15 protein-coding genes are annotated in these 18,997 nt (G+C 64.0%); 5 read left to right on the top strand and 10 right to left on the bottom strand.

Annotated elements, in window-relative coordinates; translation table 11 throughout:
* Positions 1 to 219 precede the first annotated feature (219 nt).
* The 3 genes from gyrB to NKJ23_RS17815 all read right to left on the bottom strand — a co-directional run bounded on the left by gyrB (position 220) and on the right by NKJ23_RS17815 (position 6,132).
* Entirely contained in the window at positions 220 to 2,691 is a 2,472-nt protein-coding gene (gene gyrB / locus NKJ23_RS17825; protein WP_352568377.1) for a DNA topoisomerase (ATP-hydrolyzing) subunit B, read from the bottom strand.
* Positions 2,692 to 2,837: 146 nt separating this feature from the next.
* On the bottom strand, positions 2,838 to 5,504 hold the full coding sequence (locus NKJ23_RS17820) for a caspase family protein (protein WP_352681432.1): 2,667 nt from the start codon (positions 5,502 to 5,504) through the stop codon (positions 2,838 to 2,840).
* 58 nt (positions 5,505 to 5,562) lie between these two features.
* Positions 5,563 to 6,132 (bottom strand): NADPH-dependent FMN reductase, encoded by a 570-nt coding sequence (locus NKJ23_RS17815; protein ID WP_352454723.1) that lies wholly within the window; start codon positions 6,130 to 6,132, stop codon positions 5,563 to 5,565.
* Positions 6,133 to 6,316: 184 nt separating this feature from the next.
* Here NKJ23_RS17815 and NKJ23_RS17810 point away from each other — a divergent pair, with 184 nt between their 5' ends.
* Entirely contained in the window at positions 6,317 to 7,690 is a 1,374-nt protein-coding gene (locus NKJ23_RS17810) for a cytochrome P450 (protein WP_352681430.1), read from the top strand.
* Between the two features lie 21 nt (positions 7,691 to 7,711).
* Here NKJ23_RS17810 and NKJ23_RS17805 read toward each other — a convergent pair whose 3' ends face one another.
* Positions 7,712 to 8,686 carry a complex I NDUFA9 subunit family protein gene (locus NKJ23_RS17805; protein ID WP_352681428.1) on the bottom strand — a complete coding sequence of 325 codons (975 nt, stop codon included), beginning with the start codon at positions 8,684 to 8,686 and terminating at the stop codon, positions 7,712 to 7,714.
* A gap of 244 nt (positions 8,687 to 8,930) precedes the next feature.
* Here NKJ23_RS17805 and NKJ23_RS17800 point away from each other — a divergent pair, with 244 nt between their 5' ends.
* Positions 8,931 to 9,203, top strand: a complete 273-nt coding sequence (locus NKJ23_RS17800) for a hypothetical protein (RefSeq protein ID WP_352681426.1) — start codon at positions 8,931 to 8,933, stop codon at positions 9,201 to 9,203.
* 57 nt (positions 9,204 to 9,260) lie between these two features.
* On the opposite strand, the gene NKJ23_RS17795 is transcribed toward NKJ23_RS17800, so the two are convergent.
* The 5 genes from NKJ23_RS17795 to NKJ23_RS17775 all read right to left on the bottom strand — a co-directional run bounded on the left by NKJ23_RS17795 (position 9,261) and on the right by NKJ23_RS17775 (position 13,731).
* Entirely contained in the window at positions 9,261 to 10,262 is a 1,002-nt protein-coding gene (locus tag NKJ23_RS17795; RefSeq protein ID WP_352681424.1) for an Ldh family oxidoreductase, read from the bottom strand.
* Between the two features lie 111 nt (positions 10,263 to 10,373).
* Entirely contained in the window at positions 10,374 to 11,198 is an 825-nt protein-coding gene (locus NKJ23_RS17790) for an ABC transporter permease (protein WP_502894420.1), read from the bottom strand.
* Positions 11,198 to 11,863 carry an ABC transporter permease gene (locus NKJ23_RS17785; protein ID WP_352578586.1) on the bottom strand — a complete coding sequence of 222 codons (666 nt, stop codon included), beginning with the start codon at positions 11,861 to 11,863 and terminating at the stop codon, positions 11,198 to 11,200. Before NKJ23_RS17785 ends, NKJ23_RS17790 begins: the two co-directional genes overlap by 1 nt.
* A gap of 212 nt (positions 11,864 to 12,075) precedes the next feature.
* On the bottom strand, positions 12,076 to 12,870 hold the full coding sequence (locus tag NKJ23_RS17780; protein WP_352568373.1) for a transporter substrate-binding domain-containing protein: 795 nt from the start codon (positions 12,868 to 12,870) through the stop codon (positions 12,076 to 12,078).
* Positions 12,871 to 12,921: 51 nt separating this feature from the next.
* Positions 12,922 to 13,731: an ABC transporter ATP-binding protein gene (locus NKJ23_RS17775; RefSeq protein WP_023676274.1), complete on the bottom strand. Its 810-nt coding sequence runs from the start codon at positions 13,729 to 13,731 to the stop codon at positions 12,922 to 12,924.
* A 217-nt stretch (positions 13,732 to 13,948) separates the two neighbouring features.
* Between NKJ23_RS17775 and NKJ23_RS17770 the strand changes: the two genes are divergently transcribed.
* From NKJ23_RS17770 to NKJ23_RS17760, 3 genes are read left to right on the top strand one after another with little or no spacing between them, the layout of a single operon-like run.
* The gene (locus NKJ23_RS17770) at positions 13,949 to 14,797 is read left to right on the top strand and encodes a dimethylarginine dimethylaminohydrolase family protein (RefSeq protein ID WP_352681508.1); all 849 of its coding nucleotides are present in this window, start codon (positions 13,949 to 13,951) and stop codon (positions 14,795 to 14,797) included.
* Entirely contained in the window at positions 14,794 to 16,374 is a 1,581-nt protein-coding gene (locus tag NKJ23_RS17765; RefSeq protein ID WP_352681422.1) for a 5-guanidino-2-oxopentanoate decarboxylase, read from the top strand. Before NKJ23_RS17770 ends, NKJ23_RS17765 begins: the two co-directional genes overlap by 4 nt.
* A gap of 57 nt (positions 16,375 to 16,431) precedes the next feature.
* The gene (locus NKJ23_RS17760) at positions 16,432 to 17,139 is read left to right on the top strand and encodes an SDR family NAD(P)-dependent oxidoreductase (RefSeq protein ID WP_352625129.1); all 708 of its coding nucleotides are present in this window, start codon (positions 16,432 to 16,434) and stop codon (positions 17,137 to 17,139) included.
* Between the two features lie 107 nt (positions 17,140 to 17,246).
* Here NKJ23_RS17760 and rpsA read toward each other — a convergent pair whose 3' ends face one another.
* Positions 17,247 to 18,944, bottom strand: coding sequence for a 30S ribosomal protein S1 (gene rpsA / locus NKJ23_RS17755; RefSeq protein WP_023676278.1), 1,698 nt, complete (start codon positions 18,942 to 18,944; stop codon positions 17,247 to 17,249).
* Positions 18,945 to 18,997: the final 53 nt, after the last annotated feature.

Below are 18,997 nucleotides of genomic sequence, written 5' to 3'. Positions count from 1 at the left end.
ATGATCAGAATAATGATCGGAATTGGGACTCCGAGAAGCCAGAGCAAAATGCCACGTCCCATGGATGCCTCCTGCGGCGATTGTGATCAACTACAATGCCTTGAAAGCCTTTCCGTTCCGGCGGTCCTGGTGATCTTTGTTGCGTTGCAGCAGTCGTATTGGTGCGCCAAGGCGCACCAATACACTTCATGCCTGCTGGCTGGGTATCTGGATGGCGGCTCAGATGTCCAGATTGGCAACCGACAGCGCGTTTTCCTGGATGAATTCGCGCCTTGGCTCGACCTCATCGCCCATCAGCCGTGAAAACAAGCTGTCCGCATCAGTCGCGTCATTGACCTTGACCTGTAACAGCGAGCGCACATTCGGGTCGAGCGTCGTTTCCCAGAGCTGCTCGGCGTTCATTTCGCCAAGGCCCTTGTAGCGCTGCATGGTCAGGCCCTTGCGGCCGGTGGCAAAAACGGCATTGAGCAGTGCCAGCGGCCCCGAAATGGTTTCCGAGACATCCTTGCGGCGCAGCACCGGCGGCTCGCCGTAGATTTCCGCCAGGCGCGGCGCATAGCGGTCGAGCTGGCGTGCGTCGGCGGAATTGATCAGCGCCAGGTCGAGATGCGCGAACTCCTTGACGCTGCGCACCGTTCGCTCGAAGACGTAGCCGCCAATGCCCTCGTTCGAGGTCGACATGCGGCCGATCCAGCCGCGCTCGGTATCCTCGGCGATAATATCGAGACGACGGGCAACACGCTCGGCCGTCTCGTTGGCGCGGCGGAGGTCGGTGAAGATCTCCGGGTTGAGCGCGCCGGCAATCGCTGCCTGCTCGACCACGCCTCTGTTATAGCGCGTGTGCAATCCGTTGATGAGCTGGCGGACAGCCAAGGCGTCGTCTATGGCACTGCGCAGGTCCTGCCCGGCCCGCACCTCGCCTGTGCTGAGCGCAAGCGACGCTTCTTCCAGCCCGGAGCCGATCAGGAATTCCTCGAAGGCGGCTTCGTCCTTGATGTATTGCGAGCTCTTCCCGCGCGTCACCTTGTAGAGCGGCGGCTGCGCGATGTAGAGATGACCGCGTTCGATCAGTTCCGGCATCTGGCGGAAGAAGAAGGTGAGCAGCAAGGTGCGGATGTGGGCGCCGTCGACATCGGCGTCGGTCATCAGGATGATCTTGTGGTAGCGCAGCTTGTCGGCGTTGAACTCGTCCTTGCCGATCGAGGTGCCGAGCGCGGTGATCAGCGTGCCGATCATGTCGGAGCCGAGCATGCGGTCGAAGCGGGCGCGCTCGACATTGAGGATCTTGCCGCGCAGCGGAAGAATGGCCTGGTTCTGGCGCGAACGGCCGCCCTTGGCCGAGCCGCCGGCGCTGTCGCCCTCGACGATAAAGATCTCTGATTTCGCCGGATCGCGCTCCTGGCAATCGGCCAGCTTGCCGGGCAGCGAGGTGACGCCGAGCGAACTCTTGCGGGTGATGTCGCGTGCCTTGCGCGCGGCTTCGCGTGCGGCAGCGGCCTGGATGACCTTCTCGATGACCGCCTTGCCCTCGGTCGGGTGCTCCTCGAGCCAGGTGCCGAGCGCTTCGTTGACAAGCCCTTCAACCACCGGGCGGACCTCGGACGACACCAGCTTGTCCTTGGTCTGCGAGGAGAATTTCGGGTCGGGAACCTTGACCGACAGCACCGCTGTCAGCCCTTCGCGGCAATCATCGCCGATCAGCGCCACTTTTTCCTTCTTGGTCAGGCCCGAGGAGTCGCCATAGCCGGTTATCTGGCGCGTCAGCGCACCGCGGAAGCCTGCCAGATGCGTGCCGCCGTCGCGTTGCGGGATGTTGTTGGTGAAGGCCAGCACGTTTTCATGGTAGCTGTCGTTCCACCACATGGCGACTTCGACCGTGATGCCGTCGCGCTCGGCGCGGATCGAGATCGGCTTGTCGAGCAACGGCTTCTTCGTCCGGTCGAGATATCGGACGAACTCTTCCAGCCCGCCATCGTAGTGCAGTTCATGGCGCACGATGTCGGCATGGCGGGCATCGGTCAAAACGATGCGCACGCCGGAGTTCAGGAAGGCGAGCTCGCGCAGCCGATGCTCCAGCGTACCGTAGTCGAATTCGACCATGGTGAAAGTCTCGGACGACGGCAAAAACGTGATTTCGCTGCCGCTGCGCCCTTCATAGGTGCCGGGGACCTTGTCTTGTTCATAACTGCCGGTGATGCGCAGCGGCGCGTCGGCATTGCCATGCGTGAAACTCATCTCGTAGATATGGCCGTTGCGGCGGATCTTCAGTTTCAGCCAGGCCGACAGGGCGTTGACGACCGACACGCCGACGCCGTGCAGGCCGCCTGAGACCTTGTAGGAGTTCTGGTCGAACTTGCCGCCGGCATGCAGCTGCGTCATGATCACTTCGGCCGCTGAAATGCCTTCGCCGGTGTGGATATCGGTCGGAATGCCGCGGCCATTGTCGATGACCGTCACCGATCCGTCCGGATTGAGCGTCACCGTCACCAAGTCGGCATGGCCGGCCAGTGCTTCGTCGATGGCGTTGTCGACGACTTCATAGACCATGTGGTGCAGGCCCGAGCCGTCGTCGGTATCGCCGATATACATGCCCGGCCGCTTGCGAACGGCATCCAAGCCCTTCAAAACCTTGATGGAATCGGCGCCGTATTCGGCTTCAACGCCGTTGGCGATGTCGGTCTGGTCGCTCATGAAAACCTGTCTGATTGATGCCGTGTGCAGAGCGCGAAAAATCGGCTTCGAATCGCGCATTTCTAATGTCGTAGATATAGGCGCAAAAGGCGGTTTTTCCAAGGTTTGCAGGCATTTCGGAACGGAATGGCCATCGCGTGAGCCGGCTACCGGCGCCTGGCTTCGATCCTGGCCAGCCGCTCACGTAAAAACTTGATCATGAACTTGTGGCGCGGTGCCAACCGGCCGCTCCGGTCGAGCTCGAGCGTCATGTCGAGCGCCTTGGAAAGCACAGCCTTCGGGTCCTTTGCGACTTGGGCGTAGTCGATATAGGCGACCACCAGGTCGCGCTGCCAGGTGGCGTTGTCCGGATCGGACCGGGCAAGTTTCTCGCGAATGGCCAGGCTGTCCTGAAGGGCTTGCCGGGCGCCCCTGACGTCGCGCTGCCTGAGGCGCAGCGTGGCGACTTCGGACAGCGTTATCGACAAGTCCCGCTGCCAGTCGGAATTGGCGGGATCGAGCTTGGCCAGCCTCTGCGCAATCGCGTAGCTGTCCAGATAGGCTTTCAGCGCGCCTTTGTGGTCGCCCTGTATCGCCAGGACGCCGGCGACTTTCTCGATGCACACGGACAGGTCGCGCTGCCATTCGGTGTTGTTCGGGTCGCCGGCGGCGAGCACGCTGGCCTGCGAAAGTGCCTCACGATAAGCCGAAAGTGCCGCCGGCCAGTTCTGCTGGTCGCTTAGCGCATTGCCGATTTTGGCGTTGCCGACCGACAGGTCGCGCTTCAACTCGGTGTCGTCCGGATCGCGTTTCGCCAGTTGCTTGACGATCGCCAGACCTTCCTTGTAGGCCGCCAGCGCCCCGGCGGCGTCGCCGCGTTCGCGCAGCAGGTCGCCTATCGTATCGTGGCTGACCGAGACGTCACGCTGCCGGTCGGCGTCTCCCGGTTTGTCCGCCGCCAGCGCCAGCCGCACCTTCAGGCTCTCTTTATAGGCCGCCTGTGCGTTGTCCAGTTGGCCTGCGATATGGGCAAGGTGACCGATCTCATCGTAGGTGATGGTCAGGTCGCGCTGCAGTTCGGCACGGTCGGGCTCTCCGGCGGCGAGCTGCTTCTTGATCGACAGGCTTTCCTGGTAGACCTCTGCGGCGCCGGCCAGATCGCCTTGCGTCGCCAATACGTTGCCGATCTTGTCGTCGGCCATGGCGAGGTCGCCGAACCACTCCAGATTGTCCGGTTCTGCCTCGGTCAGGCCCTGCAGAATGGTCTTGGCGGTCTCATAATTCTGCAGCGCTGACGGCAGATTGCCTTGCGCCATCCGCACGTTGCCGAGCTTGACGTGGCTGACGGCGAAGTCGCGCTTCACGTTGGGATCGGTTTCATGATGCGACCGCCGCTCGAGATCGGCTTGCAGCGCCTCGAAGGCACGGCCGGCCGCATCGATATTGCCGACCGTGGTATAGAGCTTGCCGAGCTCGTCCAGCGTGCGGATCAAGCGGTCGGCGTCGTCGAGCGACAGCACCACCTGTCCGGCTTCGCCATAAAGCGCCAGCACGGATTCATAATCCTTGATGGCTGTGGCGTAGTCGAGGTCGGCGCGCGCGGCCCCGCCGGACAGATAGCGCGTTGCGGCCTCGGAGAGCGTGCGGCTGACGAAATTGGCCTTCAGCGCGTTGCGCGAGACATTGTCGATCTCGGCTGCTTCGGCGAGCTTTTTCCGCGCGGCATCGAACGCTCCCAGCGAAAGCTGCTCTTCGGCCTGCCGGCGCAACGCTGCCACCCGCAGATCGTCGGAGCCAAGGGTCTGCATTTCGCTCCGCACCTTGACGAAGGCGTCGGCTGCCTCACGCAGCCTGGTGTTCAGACTGTCTGCGGAGAGATGGCCGGCATCGGAACTGATCAACGCGCCATAGAGCGGCGCCAGCGGCATATCGGCGTCGCTGGCGATCTTTTCCACCTCGCCGCGCATCGCGGGCGTCACCTCGGCCATGGCAAGCAACAAGCGTTCGCGCTCCGGCAGTTTCTCCTGGGCTGTCGTGGCGAAGAACAGCTGCGGCAGGCCGCTCTCGACATAGGGCAATTGCTTGCCGCGCGAGAGGTCGTAGACCTCCTGTTGCACGAGCGTCAGTACGGAGCGTATCTCGAGCCCATCGGTGCTGAGATATTTCGTCAGCGCCGCGGTGAACGGCGAATTCTGGCCCGTCCCATCCGCTGCGGTCTCGCCCGGCGCCGCCGAAAAGGCAAACAGGATGTTTTCTGCCCGCCCGATGCGGCCAAGGCCCGGCCGGACCTTGTCGCTGACCTCTTTTACCAGCGCCGTTGCGCCGCGGCCTTCGCCGCCCGTAGCCGCAAACGGATCGCTGCGGCAGGCATCGAGCACGATCAGTCCGACCTTGCTGGTGGCGGCGACGGTCGCGCGGATCTCCTCCAGCGGCAGGCTGGTCCTTTCCAGCGTAGCGAGCGACGACGCGTCTGCATCGACCGGCAGGAGCCGATTCTCGCCGGCGATCTCGACGCCGTGGCCGGAGAAGAACACCAGTGCCACGTCGGCGCCTTTGGCATCCTCGCGGAAATCGTCGAGCGCCCGGCGCATGCGCCGCAGGTCGCGGTTGGTTTCGAGGAAGACCTCGAAACCAAGCTTCCTCAGCACCGTTCCCATGACCTCGCCGTCATTGACGGGATTGGCGAGCGGCCGGATCAGCCGGTAGTCGTTCTCGGCGACGACCAGCGCAACGCGCCGCTCCGCCACGGCAGCGGAGGCCGTCGAGAGGATCAGCAGCAAGGCAAACAGAAGACGCAAATCGAACCGCCCCGGCTCGGTCATTTGCCGGAGCATTCCATCTCTTTATGGCATGAGCAAGTTGCGGCATCGGCAAGCTGGGCCGTTCGCGTTGTCAGCCGACCCGCATCGGCTTCAGCGCTTCGCTCCAGCGGAACAGCTCGTCCAGCATGGTCCTGGCCCCGCCGAGCACCTGCTCGCTGGGCAGGAAGGCGCCGGTCTCGTCGAGCAGCTTCTGGTACATCGGCAGCGCCACGCCTTCCGGAATCGGCATGACACCGACGGCGGTCAGCAACGGTTTGACCGCCTGCGCCGCTCGTAAGCCGCCGGAGACACCGCCGTAGCTGAGGATGGCGGCCGGCTTGTATCGCCATTCCCTGAGCAGGTAGTCGACCGCGTTGACGATCGCGGGAGCGGTGAAATAATTGTACTCCGGCGCCACGAAGACGAACGCGTCGGCGGCGTCGATTGCTTTCGACCAGGCTTTCGTGTGGCTGTTTTCGTATTTGCCGAGTCTCGGATGATGCGGCTCGTCCAGCACCGGCAGGTTGAATGCGGCGATGTCAGTGAGCACCGGCTCGAATTTGCCATGCTCGCGCGCAAAGCTCTCCAGCCACTTTGCGAAAGCGGGTCCGGCGCGGCCCGGCCGCGTGCTGCCGATGATGACGTTCAACTGGTGCTTCAAGGCAGGCTCCCGCCGGTTAGTGGCATCTGTGGTGCTGCCACCTAAGACACGCAGCCGGACACAGCAAGCAGGCACTTTCCGGTGCCCCGGTCACATTCCAGAGAGCGGATGCTTCGCCTTGTCGTCCAGTCACATGGACGCCTGCCTTGCCCGCCACTACATTGAGGTGTCAGCGGAGCAAGCCATGGACAGTCAGCCCGTCCCCTTCGTCCCGCCGGCGCCGAAGCCGCGCACAGCGCCGCCCTCGACGCTGGAGATGATCCGCATCGTCTACCGCAATCCGCTCGAACTGTGGGGCGAGCCGACCTACAACGAGCCCTGGATTTCGGTGACCGGCGTCGGCGGGCCGCTGGTTATCGCCAACGATCCCGGCCTCATCCGCCATGTGCTCGTCGATAACGCCAAGAACTACAAGATGGCGACGGTGCGTCAGAAGATATTGCGGCCAATCCTGCGCGACGGCCTGCTTACCGCCGAAGGCGAAGTGTGGCGGCGTTCGCGCAAGGCGATGGCGCCGGTGTTCACGCCGCGCCACATCTTCGGCTTCGCCGAGCCGATGCTGAAACGCACGCTCGAATTCGTCACCCGTTACGAGCAAGGTGGCACGTCGGACATCGCCCACGACATGACGCTGCTCACCTTCGACATCCTGGCCGAGACACTGTTTTCGGGCGAGATATCGGGCGAGCCCGGCAGCTTCGCCAAGGAGATCGATCGCCTGTTCGAGACCATGGGCCGGGTCGATCCGCTCGACCTTTTGCGTGCGCCCGACTGGCTGCCGCGCCTAACCCGCATCCGCGGCCGCAAGACCATGGCCTACTTCCGCAAGATCGTCACCGACACGGTGCAGATGCGCGAGGCGCGGCTGAGGCGCGCTCCGGACACCGTGCCGCAGGATTTTCTCACGCTGCTGTTGAAGGCGGAGGGACCGGGCGGGCTGACCCGGGCCGAGGTCGAGGACAACATCATCACCTTTATCGGTGCCGGCCACGAGACTACGGCCAGGGCGCTCGGCTGGACGCTCTACTGCCTTGCCGAAGCGCCGTGGGAGCGCGAAAAGATCGAGCGCGAGATCGATGCCGTGCTGGCGCGTGAGCCCGACCCGACGAAATGGCTCGACGCCATGCCGCTCACCCGCGCCGCCTTCGACGAGGCGCTCAGGCTCTATCCGCCGGCGCCGTCGATCAACCGCGAACCGATCGAGCCCGAAACCTGGAACGGCCTCTACATACCGCGACGTGCCGCGGTGCTGGTGATGCCGTGGGTCGTCCACCGCCATCGGAAATTGTGGGACCGGCCCGACGCTTTCATGCCGGAACGCTTCCATCCGGGAAACCGCGAAAAGATCGATCGTTTCCAGTATTTGCCGTTCGGCGCCGGCCCCCGCGTCTGCATCGGCGCCAGCTTCGCCATGCAGGAGGCGATCATCGCGTTGGCGATCATGCTGTCGCGCTACCGTTTCGACGCCACCGCGGAAACCCGCCCCTGGCCGGTGCAGAAGCTGACGACGCAGCCGCAAGGCGGCCTGCCGATGCAGGTCACCCGGCGCGGCTCGTAGGCAACCGCACGTCCGCTCGTGTTATGCGGCGGACTTGCGTTGGAACTGGCCGGCGGCGCGGTAGCGCCAGAGATAGCTGGGCAGAATGGTTCCGATCGACCGTGGCTGGATCCCGAGGCCGGCGAGCGTCCTGTTGTCCTTGACGGCGGCTTCCGACACGACATTGTGCTGGCGCAACAGCAGGACCTGGTCCTTGGTCAATAACGGATTGGGCAACAGCCCGAGAATTGATGCCTGGAGGTTCGCCAGCCACCATGGCACGGGCAGCAGAAACCGCTTGCGTTCGATGATGACAAGCAGCTCTTGCATGCATTCCTTGAAGGTAAGCACCTGCGGCCCGCCGAGTTCATAGATCCGGCCGCCCTGGATCTTGCCGTCGACCGAGTGCGCCACCGCTTCGGCGACGTCGCCGACATAGACCGGCTGGAATTTCGTCTGCCCGCCGCCGATCAGCGGCAGCACTGGGGAAAAGCGGGCCATGTTGGCAAAGCGGTTGAAGAAACCATCCTCCGGCCCGAAATTGATCGATGGCCGCAAGACCACGGCGTCTTGGACCGTCTCAAGAACGGCCTTTTCGCCGAGCGCCTTGGTACGCGCGTAGTCCGATTGCGCGTGGAGGTCCGCTCCCAGAGCCGAGATGTGGGTGAGGCCGGCGCCGACGGCGCGCGCCGCTTCAGCGACAGCGCGCGCGCCGAACTCGTGGACGGCAGTGAATTTCTGCCGGCCGGCCTCATGCGCGATCGCAACCAGATTGACGACATGGTCCGCGCCTTGCACGGCGCGGTCGACCGACCAGCGCACCCGGACATTGGCCTGCACCGGCTGGATCTGCCCGACATTGCCAAGCGGTTGCAAATGACCGGCGAGATCGGGCCGGCGGCAGGCAACCCGGATGCGGTAGCCGCGCTTGGCCAGCGCCCGCACGACATGACGACCGACAAAGCCGGAGCCGCCGAAAACGACGACGAGCTTTGGGGTCTGAAGGATTTCGGTCATGGCTGGCTCCGGCGGGCTATCCAGATGGCTTGATTGAAGCCGTTTCATAGTCGGTTTCGCGCCAAAGGCAAAGGGCGACCATCGGTCGCCCGGCACTGTTGAAGCATGAATTTCCGGATCCGTTCGAAATGGCAGAAAACGCCGCCGAGGCCCGGCTTTACGGCAACTCCATTAGGAACAGGAACCTTTGTTCGGGCCGGCGATTTTAGATGTATGATTTGATTCCGAATGGAGGATATTGCCGATGACGACAAAACGCGTTGCGATCTTCGCTCTGGCTTTCGCAACAGGCTGCAGCATTGGTGCCTCGGCATTCGCGGCAAACCGGCATCACCACCAAGCTCAACCCGTACGCTACGTTCCCGCCAACGGCGACATCATCGACATTCTGTTCGGTGGCCCGCGCTACTATGACAACCACCTGTTCACGACGGCCGCCGAACCCTGCTCCTACAACAGGGTAGGACCGGACGCGAATGCGGTGAACGCGATCAACGATCATCATTGCGGGAAGTAGGCTCGCGCTGCCGGATCGGCCGGCCTCGTCAGCCGCTCATCGGACAAACGAATTTCTTCAGGACGAATAGCGCCCGGCAAATTCGGAAATGCGTTGCACCACGGCTTTTGGCGCGCTTATGCCGCGCGCCGCCGCCTTCTCCGCGGCCTCGGCCCGGGCACGCCCCGGCACATGCACGCCATAGCGCCGCCGCAGCCGGTCGAGCTGATCCTTCATCCGCTTTTCGAAGTCCGGATCGAGCAGCTTGGGCTCGACGGCAAGCACGAACAGGCCGGTCCCCGGACTGTCCGGCCCGCCGCTGAACCATGGCGCATCGAGCGACCAGTTGGCGCCCGACAGGCCCGCAGCCAGCACCTCGACCATCAGCGCGATGTTGGCGCCGCGCTGGCCGCCGAAGGCAAGCATGGCGCCCTTCATGGCAGCTGCCGGGTCCGTGGTCGGATTGCCGCTGGCATCCAGTGCCCAGCCTTCGGGTATCTTCTTGCCGTCCTCGGCCGCCTTGCGGATGTTGACGAAGGCGGTGGCGCTCGACGACTGGTCGATGACCAGCGCCGCCCCGTCCGCGGCGGGTGCCGCAAAGGACATCGGGTTGGTGCAGTAGACCGGCTTGACCGAGCCCGAGCCGGCAAGCACGGCCGGGCCGTTGGTGGCGGCGAACGACACCAATCCCTGCGCGGCCAGCCGTCCGGTGAAATAGCCGAGCGCGCCGCACGTATAAGCATTCTTCTGCGAAAAGATGGCGACGCCGAACAGCCGCGCCGCCTTGGCGAGGTCATCGATCGTGCGGTCGAAACCGGTATGCGCTAAGCCGCCGCGCGCATCGGAAAGATAGACCGCGAGCGCCGGCCTGGTGATCACCGGATCGGCGTTGCCGTCGATACGGCCGGCCTCCAGTGCTTCAAGATAATCGATAAAGTGCGAAAGCCCGACGATCGACAGTCCTTCCGCCTCGGCCGCGACGATCGAGGCAGCCAGCGACTGCGCCGCCTCTTCGTTGGCGCCAGCGCCAAGTGCGGCCATCCGGCACAGCCCTGTCGCCTGGTCGAGACTGAGTTGCATTGTGATTGCCATGGATATCTGAGGGAATGGGTGAATGGTAAATGGTGAGTGGGACTTAGCCGGTAACACTACGGGCTACTCACTACTGACTATTCACCATTCACCATTCACCTAACCAATCTTGTTCGGAATCCGCGCCTCGATCTTGCCCAGGGTGAAGACGAGGATGCCGGTGATCGCCATATAGATCAACGCCAGGAGCAGCAAGGGTTCATAGGTGAGGTAGGTATCCTGACGCACCTTTGAAGAGACGGCGAATATATCGATCACGCTGATGGTCGCCACCAGCGGCGTCGATTTCAGCTGCAGCACGGTTTCGCCCGTCAGTGTCGGCAGCGCGCGGTAGAAGGCCTGCGGCAGCCAGATTCGCTGGAAAATCCTCCAGCGGCTCATGCCGAAGGCGCGGGCGGCTTCCAATTGGCCTTTCGGCACGCCGGCGAAAGCGCCTCGCATCACCTCGCCCTCATAACCGGCGAAGGACAGCGTCAGCCCGAGGACGCCATAGGGCCATGCCTGCCTCAGATAGGGCCACATCCAAGACTCGCGAATCCATGGATATTGTGGAAACAGCGAGCCCAGCCCGTAATAGAGCAACCAGAGCTGCAGCAGCAGCGGCGTCCCTCTGATGACGGTGCAGAAGACCTTGGCGGGTGCCGCGAACCAGAACGAGCCCGCAGCCTGCGCCAGCCCGAGCGGCACGGCGAGCAGGAAACCCAGCGTGCAAGTGACGGCAAGAATCCACAGCGCGCGCCAGATGCCGAGCAGTCCTATCCCGTAATATTTAGGCAGCCAGTCCCAGCGCATGAAGACGGCCGCCGCCAAAACCAGCCCCAGCGCGATCAGGATCAGCACGATACGATGCGGCTTCAGCCACAGCGAAGCGCGTGCGGCTATCTCGACGGCCGCCGCTTCGCCAGTCATCGCCGGGTCAGCCATCACCGGGCCTCCTTGAGCGACGGCATGCCGCGGCGGGCCCATGTCTCGATACGGCCGATGATCAGATTCGAAACCAGCGTCAACAGAAGGTAGATCGCGCCGGCGGCGATAAAGAATGTCAGATAGGCTTTGGTGACGCCGGCCGCCTGCCGTGTCGCCAATGTCAGCTCGAAAAAGCCGACGACCGCCAGCAGGGCGGTGTCCTTGGTGGCGATCAGCCAGAGATTGGCAAGGCCGGGTATGGCGAACGGCAGCATCGCCGGCAGCGTGATGCGCCGCAGCAGCAGGCCGGGAGACATGCCATAGGCGCGCGCGGCTTCGATCTGGCCCTGCGGAATGGCAAGGATCGCGCCGCGGATCACCTCGGTCGAATAGGCGCCCTGGACGAAGCCGAGCACGGCAATGCCGGCCGCCAGCCCGCTAATGTCCATGCGCTGATAGCCCATTGCCGTCAGCATCTGATTGATCAGGTCGGTGCCGGCGTAATAGAGCAGAAGGATCAGCACCAGCTCCGGCACGGCGCGCACGACGGTCGTATAGACTGCCAGGAGATCGCGCACCACCGGACCACCATACAGCTTGCCGGAGGCGCCGCCGATGCCGATCAAAAGGCCGAGACCGGTGGCGCCGACCGCGATCTCGATCGTATGGAGCAGCCCGACGATGAGCGTTCCACCCCAGCCCGGCGGCACGGGCGAGAGAAGCGCGATGGCAGAGGCGGCCCAAGCCGGAACAAATGCGTTGATCAGCGTCGCCCTCGAATTGCTGGCGCTAAAACCGCCGGCGATCTCCGCCCGCGGAAGCTCGCGTCGATGGATTTCGACGAACCACGCGGCTCTATAGGGGCCGCGTGGTTAATCGCTCATGGATGAGGCCGTCAGTTCGACTGCGTGTCGGCACCGTAAATGTCGAAGTCGAAGTACTTCTTCGAAATCTCGTCATATTTGCCGTTGGCGCGGATGGCCTTGATGCCGGCGTTGATCTTTTCCTTCAACTCGGAGTCTTCCTTGCGGACGCCGGCGCCGACGCCGGGCCCGAGAATGGCCAGATCCGGCGCGACCATGCCCTTCAGATCGCAGCATTGCTTGCCCTGGTCCGATTTCAGGAAGGCGTCGAGGGCAATGGAATCGGCCTGCACCGCGTCGACCCGGCCGGCGGCAAGATCCTGGTTGGCCTCGTCCTGGGTCTGGTATTCCTTGATTTCCGCCGCGTCGGCGAAGTGCTTCTTGGCGTAGTCGGCGTGTACGGTCGAGACCTGGACGCCGATGATCTTGCCCTTGAGGTCCTCCGGTGTTGAGCCGAACTTCTGGTCCTTCGGCCCGATGATCGCAGTCGGGGTGTTGTAATATTTGTCCGAGAAGGCGATCGTCTTCTCGCGCTCGGCGGTGATCGACATCGAGGCGGCGATAAGATCGATCTTCTTGGTCGTCAGCGCCGGAATGATGCCGTCCCAGGCGACGGGGGTGATGACGCAGTCGAGCTTCTCCTCGGCGCAGACGGCATCGATGAATTCGATCTCCCAGCCGACCCATTTGCCGGAAGCGTCCGGCGAGGCGAAGGGCGGATAGGGTTCGGCGGCGACGCCGATCTTGACCGGATCGGCCTTGGCCACGCCCATCGCGGCAACGCCGAGCAGCAGCGCTGCGGCAAAGGTCTTGAGAATAATCTTCATCGTCATGACTCCCAGTTTTGTTGTTGTTCCCGGTTTTCGTCCGCCCACAGTTTAACTGATGTTGCGGATGAACTGCTTCAGCCTTTCGGATTTCGGCGCGCCGAAGATCTGTTCCGGCGGCCCTTCTTCCTCGACCAGCCCGTTGTGGAGGTAGACGACATGCGTCGCGACCTCGCGGGCAAACTTCATCTCATGGGTGACCAGCACCATAGTGCGGCCTTCGCGCGCCAGGTCGCCGATCACCTTCAGCACCTCGCCGACCAGCTCCGGATCGAGCGCCGAGGTCGGCTCGTCGAACAGCATGACGCGCGGGTTGATGGCCAACGCCCTGGCAATCGCGGCGCGCTGCTGTTGGCCGCCCGACAGATAGGCGGGATAGACGTCGCGTTTTTCGGCCAGGCCGACGCGGGCGAGCAATTTTTCCGCCTCGCCGATCGCCACATCGCGCTTGACGCCGAGCACATGCACGGGAACCTCGATGACGTTCTCGATCAACGTCATGTGGCTCCACAGATTGAAGTTCTGGAAGACCATGCCGAGCTTGGAGCGGATGCGTTCGATCTGCTTGCGGTCGGCGGGCACGGTGTGGCCGTAGCTGTCGGCCTTCAGCTTTATCTCTTCGCCATTGACCCGGATGATGCCGCTGGTCGGGTTCTCCAGGCAGTTGATGCAGCGCAGCAGCGTCGATTTGCCCGAGCCGCTGCCGCCGATGATGGCGATCACCTCGCCATCGCGCGCCGACAGCGAAACGCCCTTCAATACATGCAGCTTGCCGAAATTCTTGTGCAGGTTCTCGACGTGGATGGCTTCGGCGGCGCCGTTCTGCGCCGTATGCTTCAGGGCGGTGGCCGGCGCTGTCATCGTCGCGGCGCCCCGCGGAGAAGCCGAGGCAGTGCTTGCTGGAATTTTTTACCCATTACCCGTCACTGGACAGCGTTCCGATTCTCAAGATGGACCGTTCCGCTTGCCTCCGTCAACCGCAGTTTTTGGACCATTGATCACCGCCTGCCGAGTGGCTATTGGCAGGAGGGGCGCGTTTCAGGAGAACTTAGTGGGCAAAGCATACGGGTCGCAGTCGATGGCCGGGCTGCTGCAGCGCGTGCTGATGCGCTCCGCCGCCAGCGCCATGCGTCGGGCCGAAGCGCTGGAGTGGCACTATGGCCCCGGCTTCGATCCACAAAAAGCGGCAACCCAGCATGATGCACTGGCCAGGCTGATTTCTGTCTCAGGTGCCGAAATCGAATGGCTGAGCGACGCCGATGACGGGCTTGCCGATTCGGTCTTTACCCACGATCCGTCGCTGATGACCGACCATGGCGCGGTCATCCTTGCCATGGGCAAGGCGCTGCGCCGGCGAGAGCCCGGCCTGCACGAGGCAGCCTACGGGCGCATGGGCATCCCCACCCTCGGCCGTATCGAGGCTCCCGGCCAGGTCGAGGGCGGCGACTGCGTGTGGGTGGATGCAAACACGCTGGCCGTCGGCCGCGGCGTGCGCACCAATCAGCACGGCATCCAGCAGCTCTCCAACCTGCTTTCACCCAAGGGCATCCAGGTCTATGGCTTCGACCTCCCGCTCTGGCAGGGCGAGGAGGCCTGCCTGCATCTGATGTCGGTGATCAGCCCGCTCGCAGACGATCTGGCGCTGGTCTATGCGCCCCTCCTGCCGGTCGCCTTCCACCAGATGCTGCGCGAACGCGGCATTCGGCTGGTCGAGGGCGACGCCGACGAATTCTTCGCCTCGAATGGGCTCAGCCTGAACGTGCTGCCGACCGCGCCGCGCCAGGTTATCGCCGTTGCCGGTTTTCCGAAGACGGCGGCTGCCATGCAAGCCGCCGGCTGTACGGTCTCGACATTCGAGGCCGATGCGCTGTGCATTGCCTGCGAGGGCGGCCCTACCTGCCTCACGCGCCCGGTGCTAAGACAATGACGACCATCGGCGAAGCGCTCATCACCTTGCTGGAAGCGCACGGCGTCGACATCGTGTTCGGCATTCCCGGCGTGCACACGGTCGAGCTCTACCGCGGACTGGCGCGGTCGAATATCCGTCACGTCACGCCGCGCCACGAGCAGGGCGCCGGCTTCATGGCCGACGGCTATGCGCGCGCCAGCGGCAAGCCGGGCGTCGCCTTCGTCATCACCGGGCCAGGACTGACCAACACCATCACCGCCATGGGCCAGGCGCGCGCCGATTCGGTGCCGATGCTGGTAATCTCCGGCGTCAACGCAACACCGACGCTGGGCAAAGGCCTTGGCCATCTGCATGAATTGCCGGACCAGCGCGGCATGATGGAGAAGGTGGCGCTGTTTTCGCACCGTGTCACGGAGGCCGGCGAACTGCCCGGCGTGCTCGCCGGCGCCTTTGCGCTGTTCTCATCCTCGCGTCCGGGTCCGGTGCATATCGAGATCCCGACCGATGTCATGACCATGCCCGCCAACGGCATCGTGCCGCTGCTGCGGAATTCAGCGCCGCCCGAGCCGGATGTGGCGGCGATTGCAGAGGCGGCAAGGCTATGCGCGTCTGCCCGCCGGCCGCTTATCCTGGCCGGTGGCGGCGCCAAAGCTGCCGAAGCGCCGTTGCAGCGCCTGGCCGAGAGGTTGGGAGCGCCGGTCGTCCAGACCGCCAATGCGCGCGGCCTGCTCCATCGTCATCCGCTTGGCGTGCCGGCCAGTCCCAGCCTGAAGGCGGTGCGTGCGCTGATGGCCGACGCCGATCTGGTCATTGCGGCCGGCACCGAATTCGGTCCGACCGACTATGACGGCTATGGCGACGGCGGTTTTGTCCTTCCCGCCAATCTGATCCGCATCGACATCGGCGCCGACCAGCTTGCCCGCCGGCCTGCGCGGATTTCGATCCAGGCCGATTCTGGCGCAGCGCTCGAGGCGCTGCATGCCGAACTCGGCACGGGCCAGGCGCAATCGGGCGGCGGCGCAGCTCGCCCCCCCGCGACGCGGCAGGCGGCCTTTGCCGAGATTGGCCCGGCTATGCAGGCGCAACTGCGCGCCGTCGAGACGATCCGTGATACGCTGCCTGGCGCGATCATCGTCGGCGATTCGACCCAGCCGGTCTACGCCGCCAACCTCTACTACGATCACGACCGGCCGGGCGGCTGGTTCAACGCCGCCACCGGCTTCGGCGCGCTCGGCTATGGCCCGCCAGCGGCGATCGGTGCCGCCCTTGCCAGGCCTGAGGCGCCGGTCGTTTGCCTCACCGGCGACGGCGGCTTCCAGTTCACCCTGCCGGAACTGGGCGCCGCGCTCGACGCTGCGGCGCCGGTGATCTTCACAGTCTGGAACAATCGCGGCTACCGCGAGATCGAGACCTCGATGCTCGACGTCGGCGTCGAGCCGGTCGGCGTCTCCCCGGCACCGCCGGATTTCTGCAAATTGGCCGAAGCCTACGGCATTGCCGCCGAGCGGATTTCCGGCACCGGCGGCTTGGCGGACGCGCTTGGGCGCGCGCGGGCGACTGGACGACCTTACGTCATCGAGATTTCGGTTGAGTGATCGCGCGAAAGGCGCGACCTTCCGCATCGGCGGCGCGCAATGACGGAGCGGTCGAATATGACGGAAACACTGGACGGCAGACATATCGTGGTGACCGGCGGCACCGGTGCCCTTGGCGGCGCGGTCGTAGGAAAACTGCTGGAGCAGGGCGCGATCTGCCATGTGCCCAATGCCCACGCTGCCGCGCCTGCGCATTTTCCCTTTCCGGCGCATGACCGCGTCAGGCTGGCGCACAATGTCGACCTTGCCGACCCTGCCAAGGTCGACGCCTTCTATGCCAGCGTTCCAGATTTATGGGCATCGGTGCATCTTGCCGGCGGCTTCACCGCGGCGCCGGTCGAGAAGATCGAACCCGCCTCCTTCGCCGAGATGATGGACACCAATGCCCGCACCACCTTTCTGTGCTGCCGCGCGGCGATACGCTCGATGCTGGGATCTTCCGTGCCGGGCCGCATCGTCAATGTCACCGCGCGAGCCGGGCTCGATCCGCGGCGCGGCTCCGGCAAGGTGGCCTACGCCGCCGCCAAGGCGGCAGTCGCCGCGATGACTGTGGCGATGGCCGAAGAGCTGAAGGGCAACGGCATCCTGGTCAACGCCGTGGCGCCCTCGACGCTTGACACGCCGGCCAACCGGGCTGACATGCCGAACGCAGATTTCAGCAGATGGGTCAGCCTTGAAGCGGCCGCCGAGGCCATTGCCTATCTCGCCTCGCCGGCCAACATGGCGATCAGCGGCACGCTGGTGCCACTCTACGGCCGGGCCTGAGCCTGCGGCTCGTCACAAGCAAAAGGTCACAAGCAAAAGCCCCGCCGGATCGTTCCGGCGGGGCTTTTTTTGTTTCGTTTATAACCCGCGCGAGGCGCGGTGTTGGCTTAGCTGCCCTGCTTCTTCAGCGCGGCGCCAAGGATGTCGCCCAGCGAAGCGCCGGAGTCGGTCGAACCGTATTGGGCGACCGCTTCCTTCTCTTCGGCGATTTCCAGCGCCTTGATCGAGACCTGCAGCTTGCGGGTCTTCTTGTCGAAGGCGATGACGCGGGCGTCGACCTTCTGGCCGACGGTGAAGCGCTCGGGGCGCTGCTCGTCGCGGTCACGGCTGAGATCGGAGCGCTTGATGAAGGTCTCGATGCCGCTGTCGACCAGCCGCACTTCCAGACCGCCATCCTTCACGCCGATAACCTCGCAGGTGACGACTGCGTTCTTGCGCAGTTCGCCTGACGTCGCTGCTTCGCCGACCGTGTCCTTGGCCAGCTGCTTGATGCCGAGCGAGATGCGCTCCTTGTCTATGTCGACGTCGAGCACCTGCGCCTTGACCATGTCACCGCGATTGTACTCTTCGATCACCTGCTCGCCCGGACGGGTCCAGTCGAGGTCGGAAAGGTGGACCATGCCGTCGACGTCGCCTTCGAGGCCGATGAACAGGCCGAACTCGGTCTTGTTCTTGACCTCGCCCTCGACCTGGCTGCCGACCGGATGGCTGCGCGCGAAGGCCTCCCACGGGTTCTCCAGCGTCTGCTTGAGGCCGAGCGAGATACGGCGCTTGGCCGGATCGACTTCGAGCACCACCACGTCGACTTCCTGCGTCGTCGACAGGATCTTGCCGGGATGCACGTTCTTCTTGGTCCACGACATTTCCGAAACGTGGATGAGGCCTTCGATGCCCGGCTCCAGCTCGACGAACGCGCCGTAGTCGGTGATGTTGGTGACGGTACCCTTGATCTTCTTGCCGATCGGGAACTTGGTGCCGATCTCGGACCACGGGTCGCTCTCGAGCTGCTTCATGCCGAGCGAGATGCGGTGGGTTTCCTGGTTGATGCGGATGATCTGCACCTTGACCGTCTGGCCGATGTTGAGGATTTCGGTCGGATGGTTGACACGGCGCCAGGCCATGTCGGTGACGTGCAGCAGGCCGTCGATGCCGCCGAGGTCGACGAACGCACCATAGTCGGTGATGTTCTTGACGACGCCTTCGACCACCTGGCCTTCTTCGAGATTCTGCACGATTTCCGAACGCTGTTCGGCGCGGCTTTCCTCAAGCACGGTGCGGCGCGACACCACGATGTTGCCGCGGCGGCGATCCATCTTTAGGATCTCGAAGGGCTGCGGGTTGTGCATCAGCGGCGAGACGTCGCGGATCGGGCGGATATCGACCTGGCTCCGCGGCAGGAAAGCCACGGCGCCGTCGAGGTCGACGGTGAAGCCGCCCTTGACCTGGTTGAAGATGACGCCTTCGACGCGTTCGCCCTTGGTGAACTTCTCTTCGAGACGGACCCAGCTCTCTTCGCGGCGGGCCTTTTCGCGCGACAGCATGGCTTCGCCAAGCGCGTTCTCGATACGCTCGACATAGACCTCGACCGTGTCGCCGACCTTGAGCGTCGTGTCCTTGCCCTTGACGCCGAATTCCTTCAGCGGCACGCGGCCTTCGACCTTGAGGCCGACGTCGATGATGGCCATGTCCTTTTCAATGGCAGTGATGATGCCCTTGACGACCTGGCCTTCGCCGGAATGGCCGGCGGAAAATGATTCTTCGAGCAGGCTCGCGAAATCATCGCGAGTGGGATTTGCAACTGACATAGTTTCTCCTGGAATGCCCCGCAATCTGTCGCGGGGCGGGCGCCGTGGGTTAG

The sequence above is a fragment of the Mesorhizobium sp. M0184 genome (assembly GCF_040322215.1).
GTDB lineage: Bacteria > Pseudomonadota > Alphaproteobacteria > Rhizobiales > Rhizobiaceae > Mesorhizobium.
This window is presented reverse-complemented; position numbering and strand designations above follow the sequence as displayed.

Coding starts and splice junctions, on each gene's coding strand:
- gyrB (WP_352568377.1), bottom strand. CDS start 2,691: ATGAGCGACCAGACCGACATCGCCAACGGCGTTGAAGCCGAATACGGC.
- NKJ23_RS17820 (WP_352681432.1), bottom strand. CDS start 5,504: ATGCTCCGGCAAATGACCGAGCCGGGGCGGTTCGATTTGCGTCTTCTG.
- NKJ23_RS17810 (WP_352681430.1), top strand. CDS start 6,317: ATGGACAGTCAGCCCGTCCCCTTCGTCCCGCCGGCGCCGAAGCCGCGC.
- NKJ23_RS17805 (WP_352681428.1), bottom strand. CDS start 8,686: ATGACCGAAATCCTTCAGACCCCAAAGCTCGTCGTCGTTTTCGGCGGC.
- NKJ23_RS17800 (WP_352681426.1), top strand. CDS start 8,931: ATGACGACAAAACGCGTTGCGATCTTCGCTCTGGCTTTCGCAACAGGC.
- NKJ23_RS17795 (WP_352681424.1), bottom strand. CDS start 10,262: ATGCAACTCAGTCTCGACCAGGCGACAGGGCTGTGCCGGATGGCCGCA.
- NKJ23_RS17790 (WP_502894420.1), bottom strand. CDS start 11,198: ATGGCTGACCCGGCGATGACTGGCGAAGCGGCGGCCGTCGAGATAGCC.
- NKJ23_RS17780 (WP_352568373.1), bottom strand. CDS start 12,870: ATGAAGATTATTCTCAAGACCTTTGCCGCAGCGCTGCTGCTCGGCGTT.
- NKJ23_RS17775 (WP_023676274.1), bottom strand. CDS start 13,731: ATGACAGCGCCGGCCACCGCCCTGAAGCATACGGCGCAGAACGGCGCC.
- NKJ23_RS17770 (WP_352681508.1), top strand. CDS start 13,949: ATGGCCGGGCTGCTGCAGCGCGTGCTGATGCGCTCCGCCGCCAGCGCC.
- NKJ23_RS17765 (WP_352681422.1), top strand. CDS start 14,794: ATGACGACCATCGGCGAAGCGCTCATCACCTTGCTGGAAGCGCACGGC.
- NKJ23_RS17760 (WP_352625129.1), top strand. CDS start 16,432: ATGACGGAAACACTGGACGGCAGACATATCGTGGTGACCGGCGGCACC.
- rpsA (WP_023676278.1), bottom strand. CDS start 18,944: ATGTCAGTTGCAAATCCCACTCGCGATGATTTCGCGAGCCTGCTCGAA.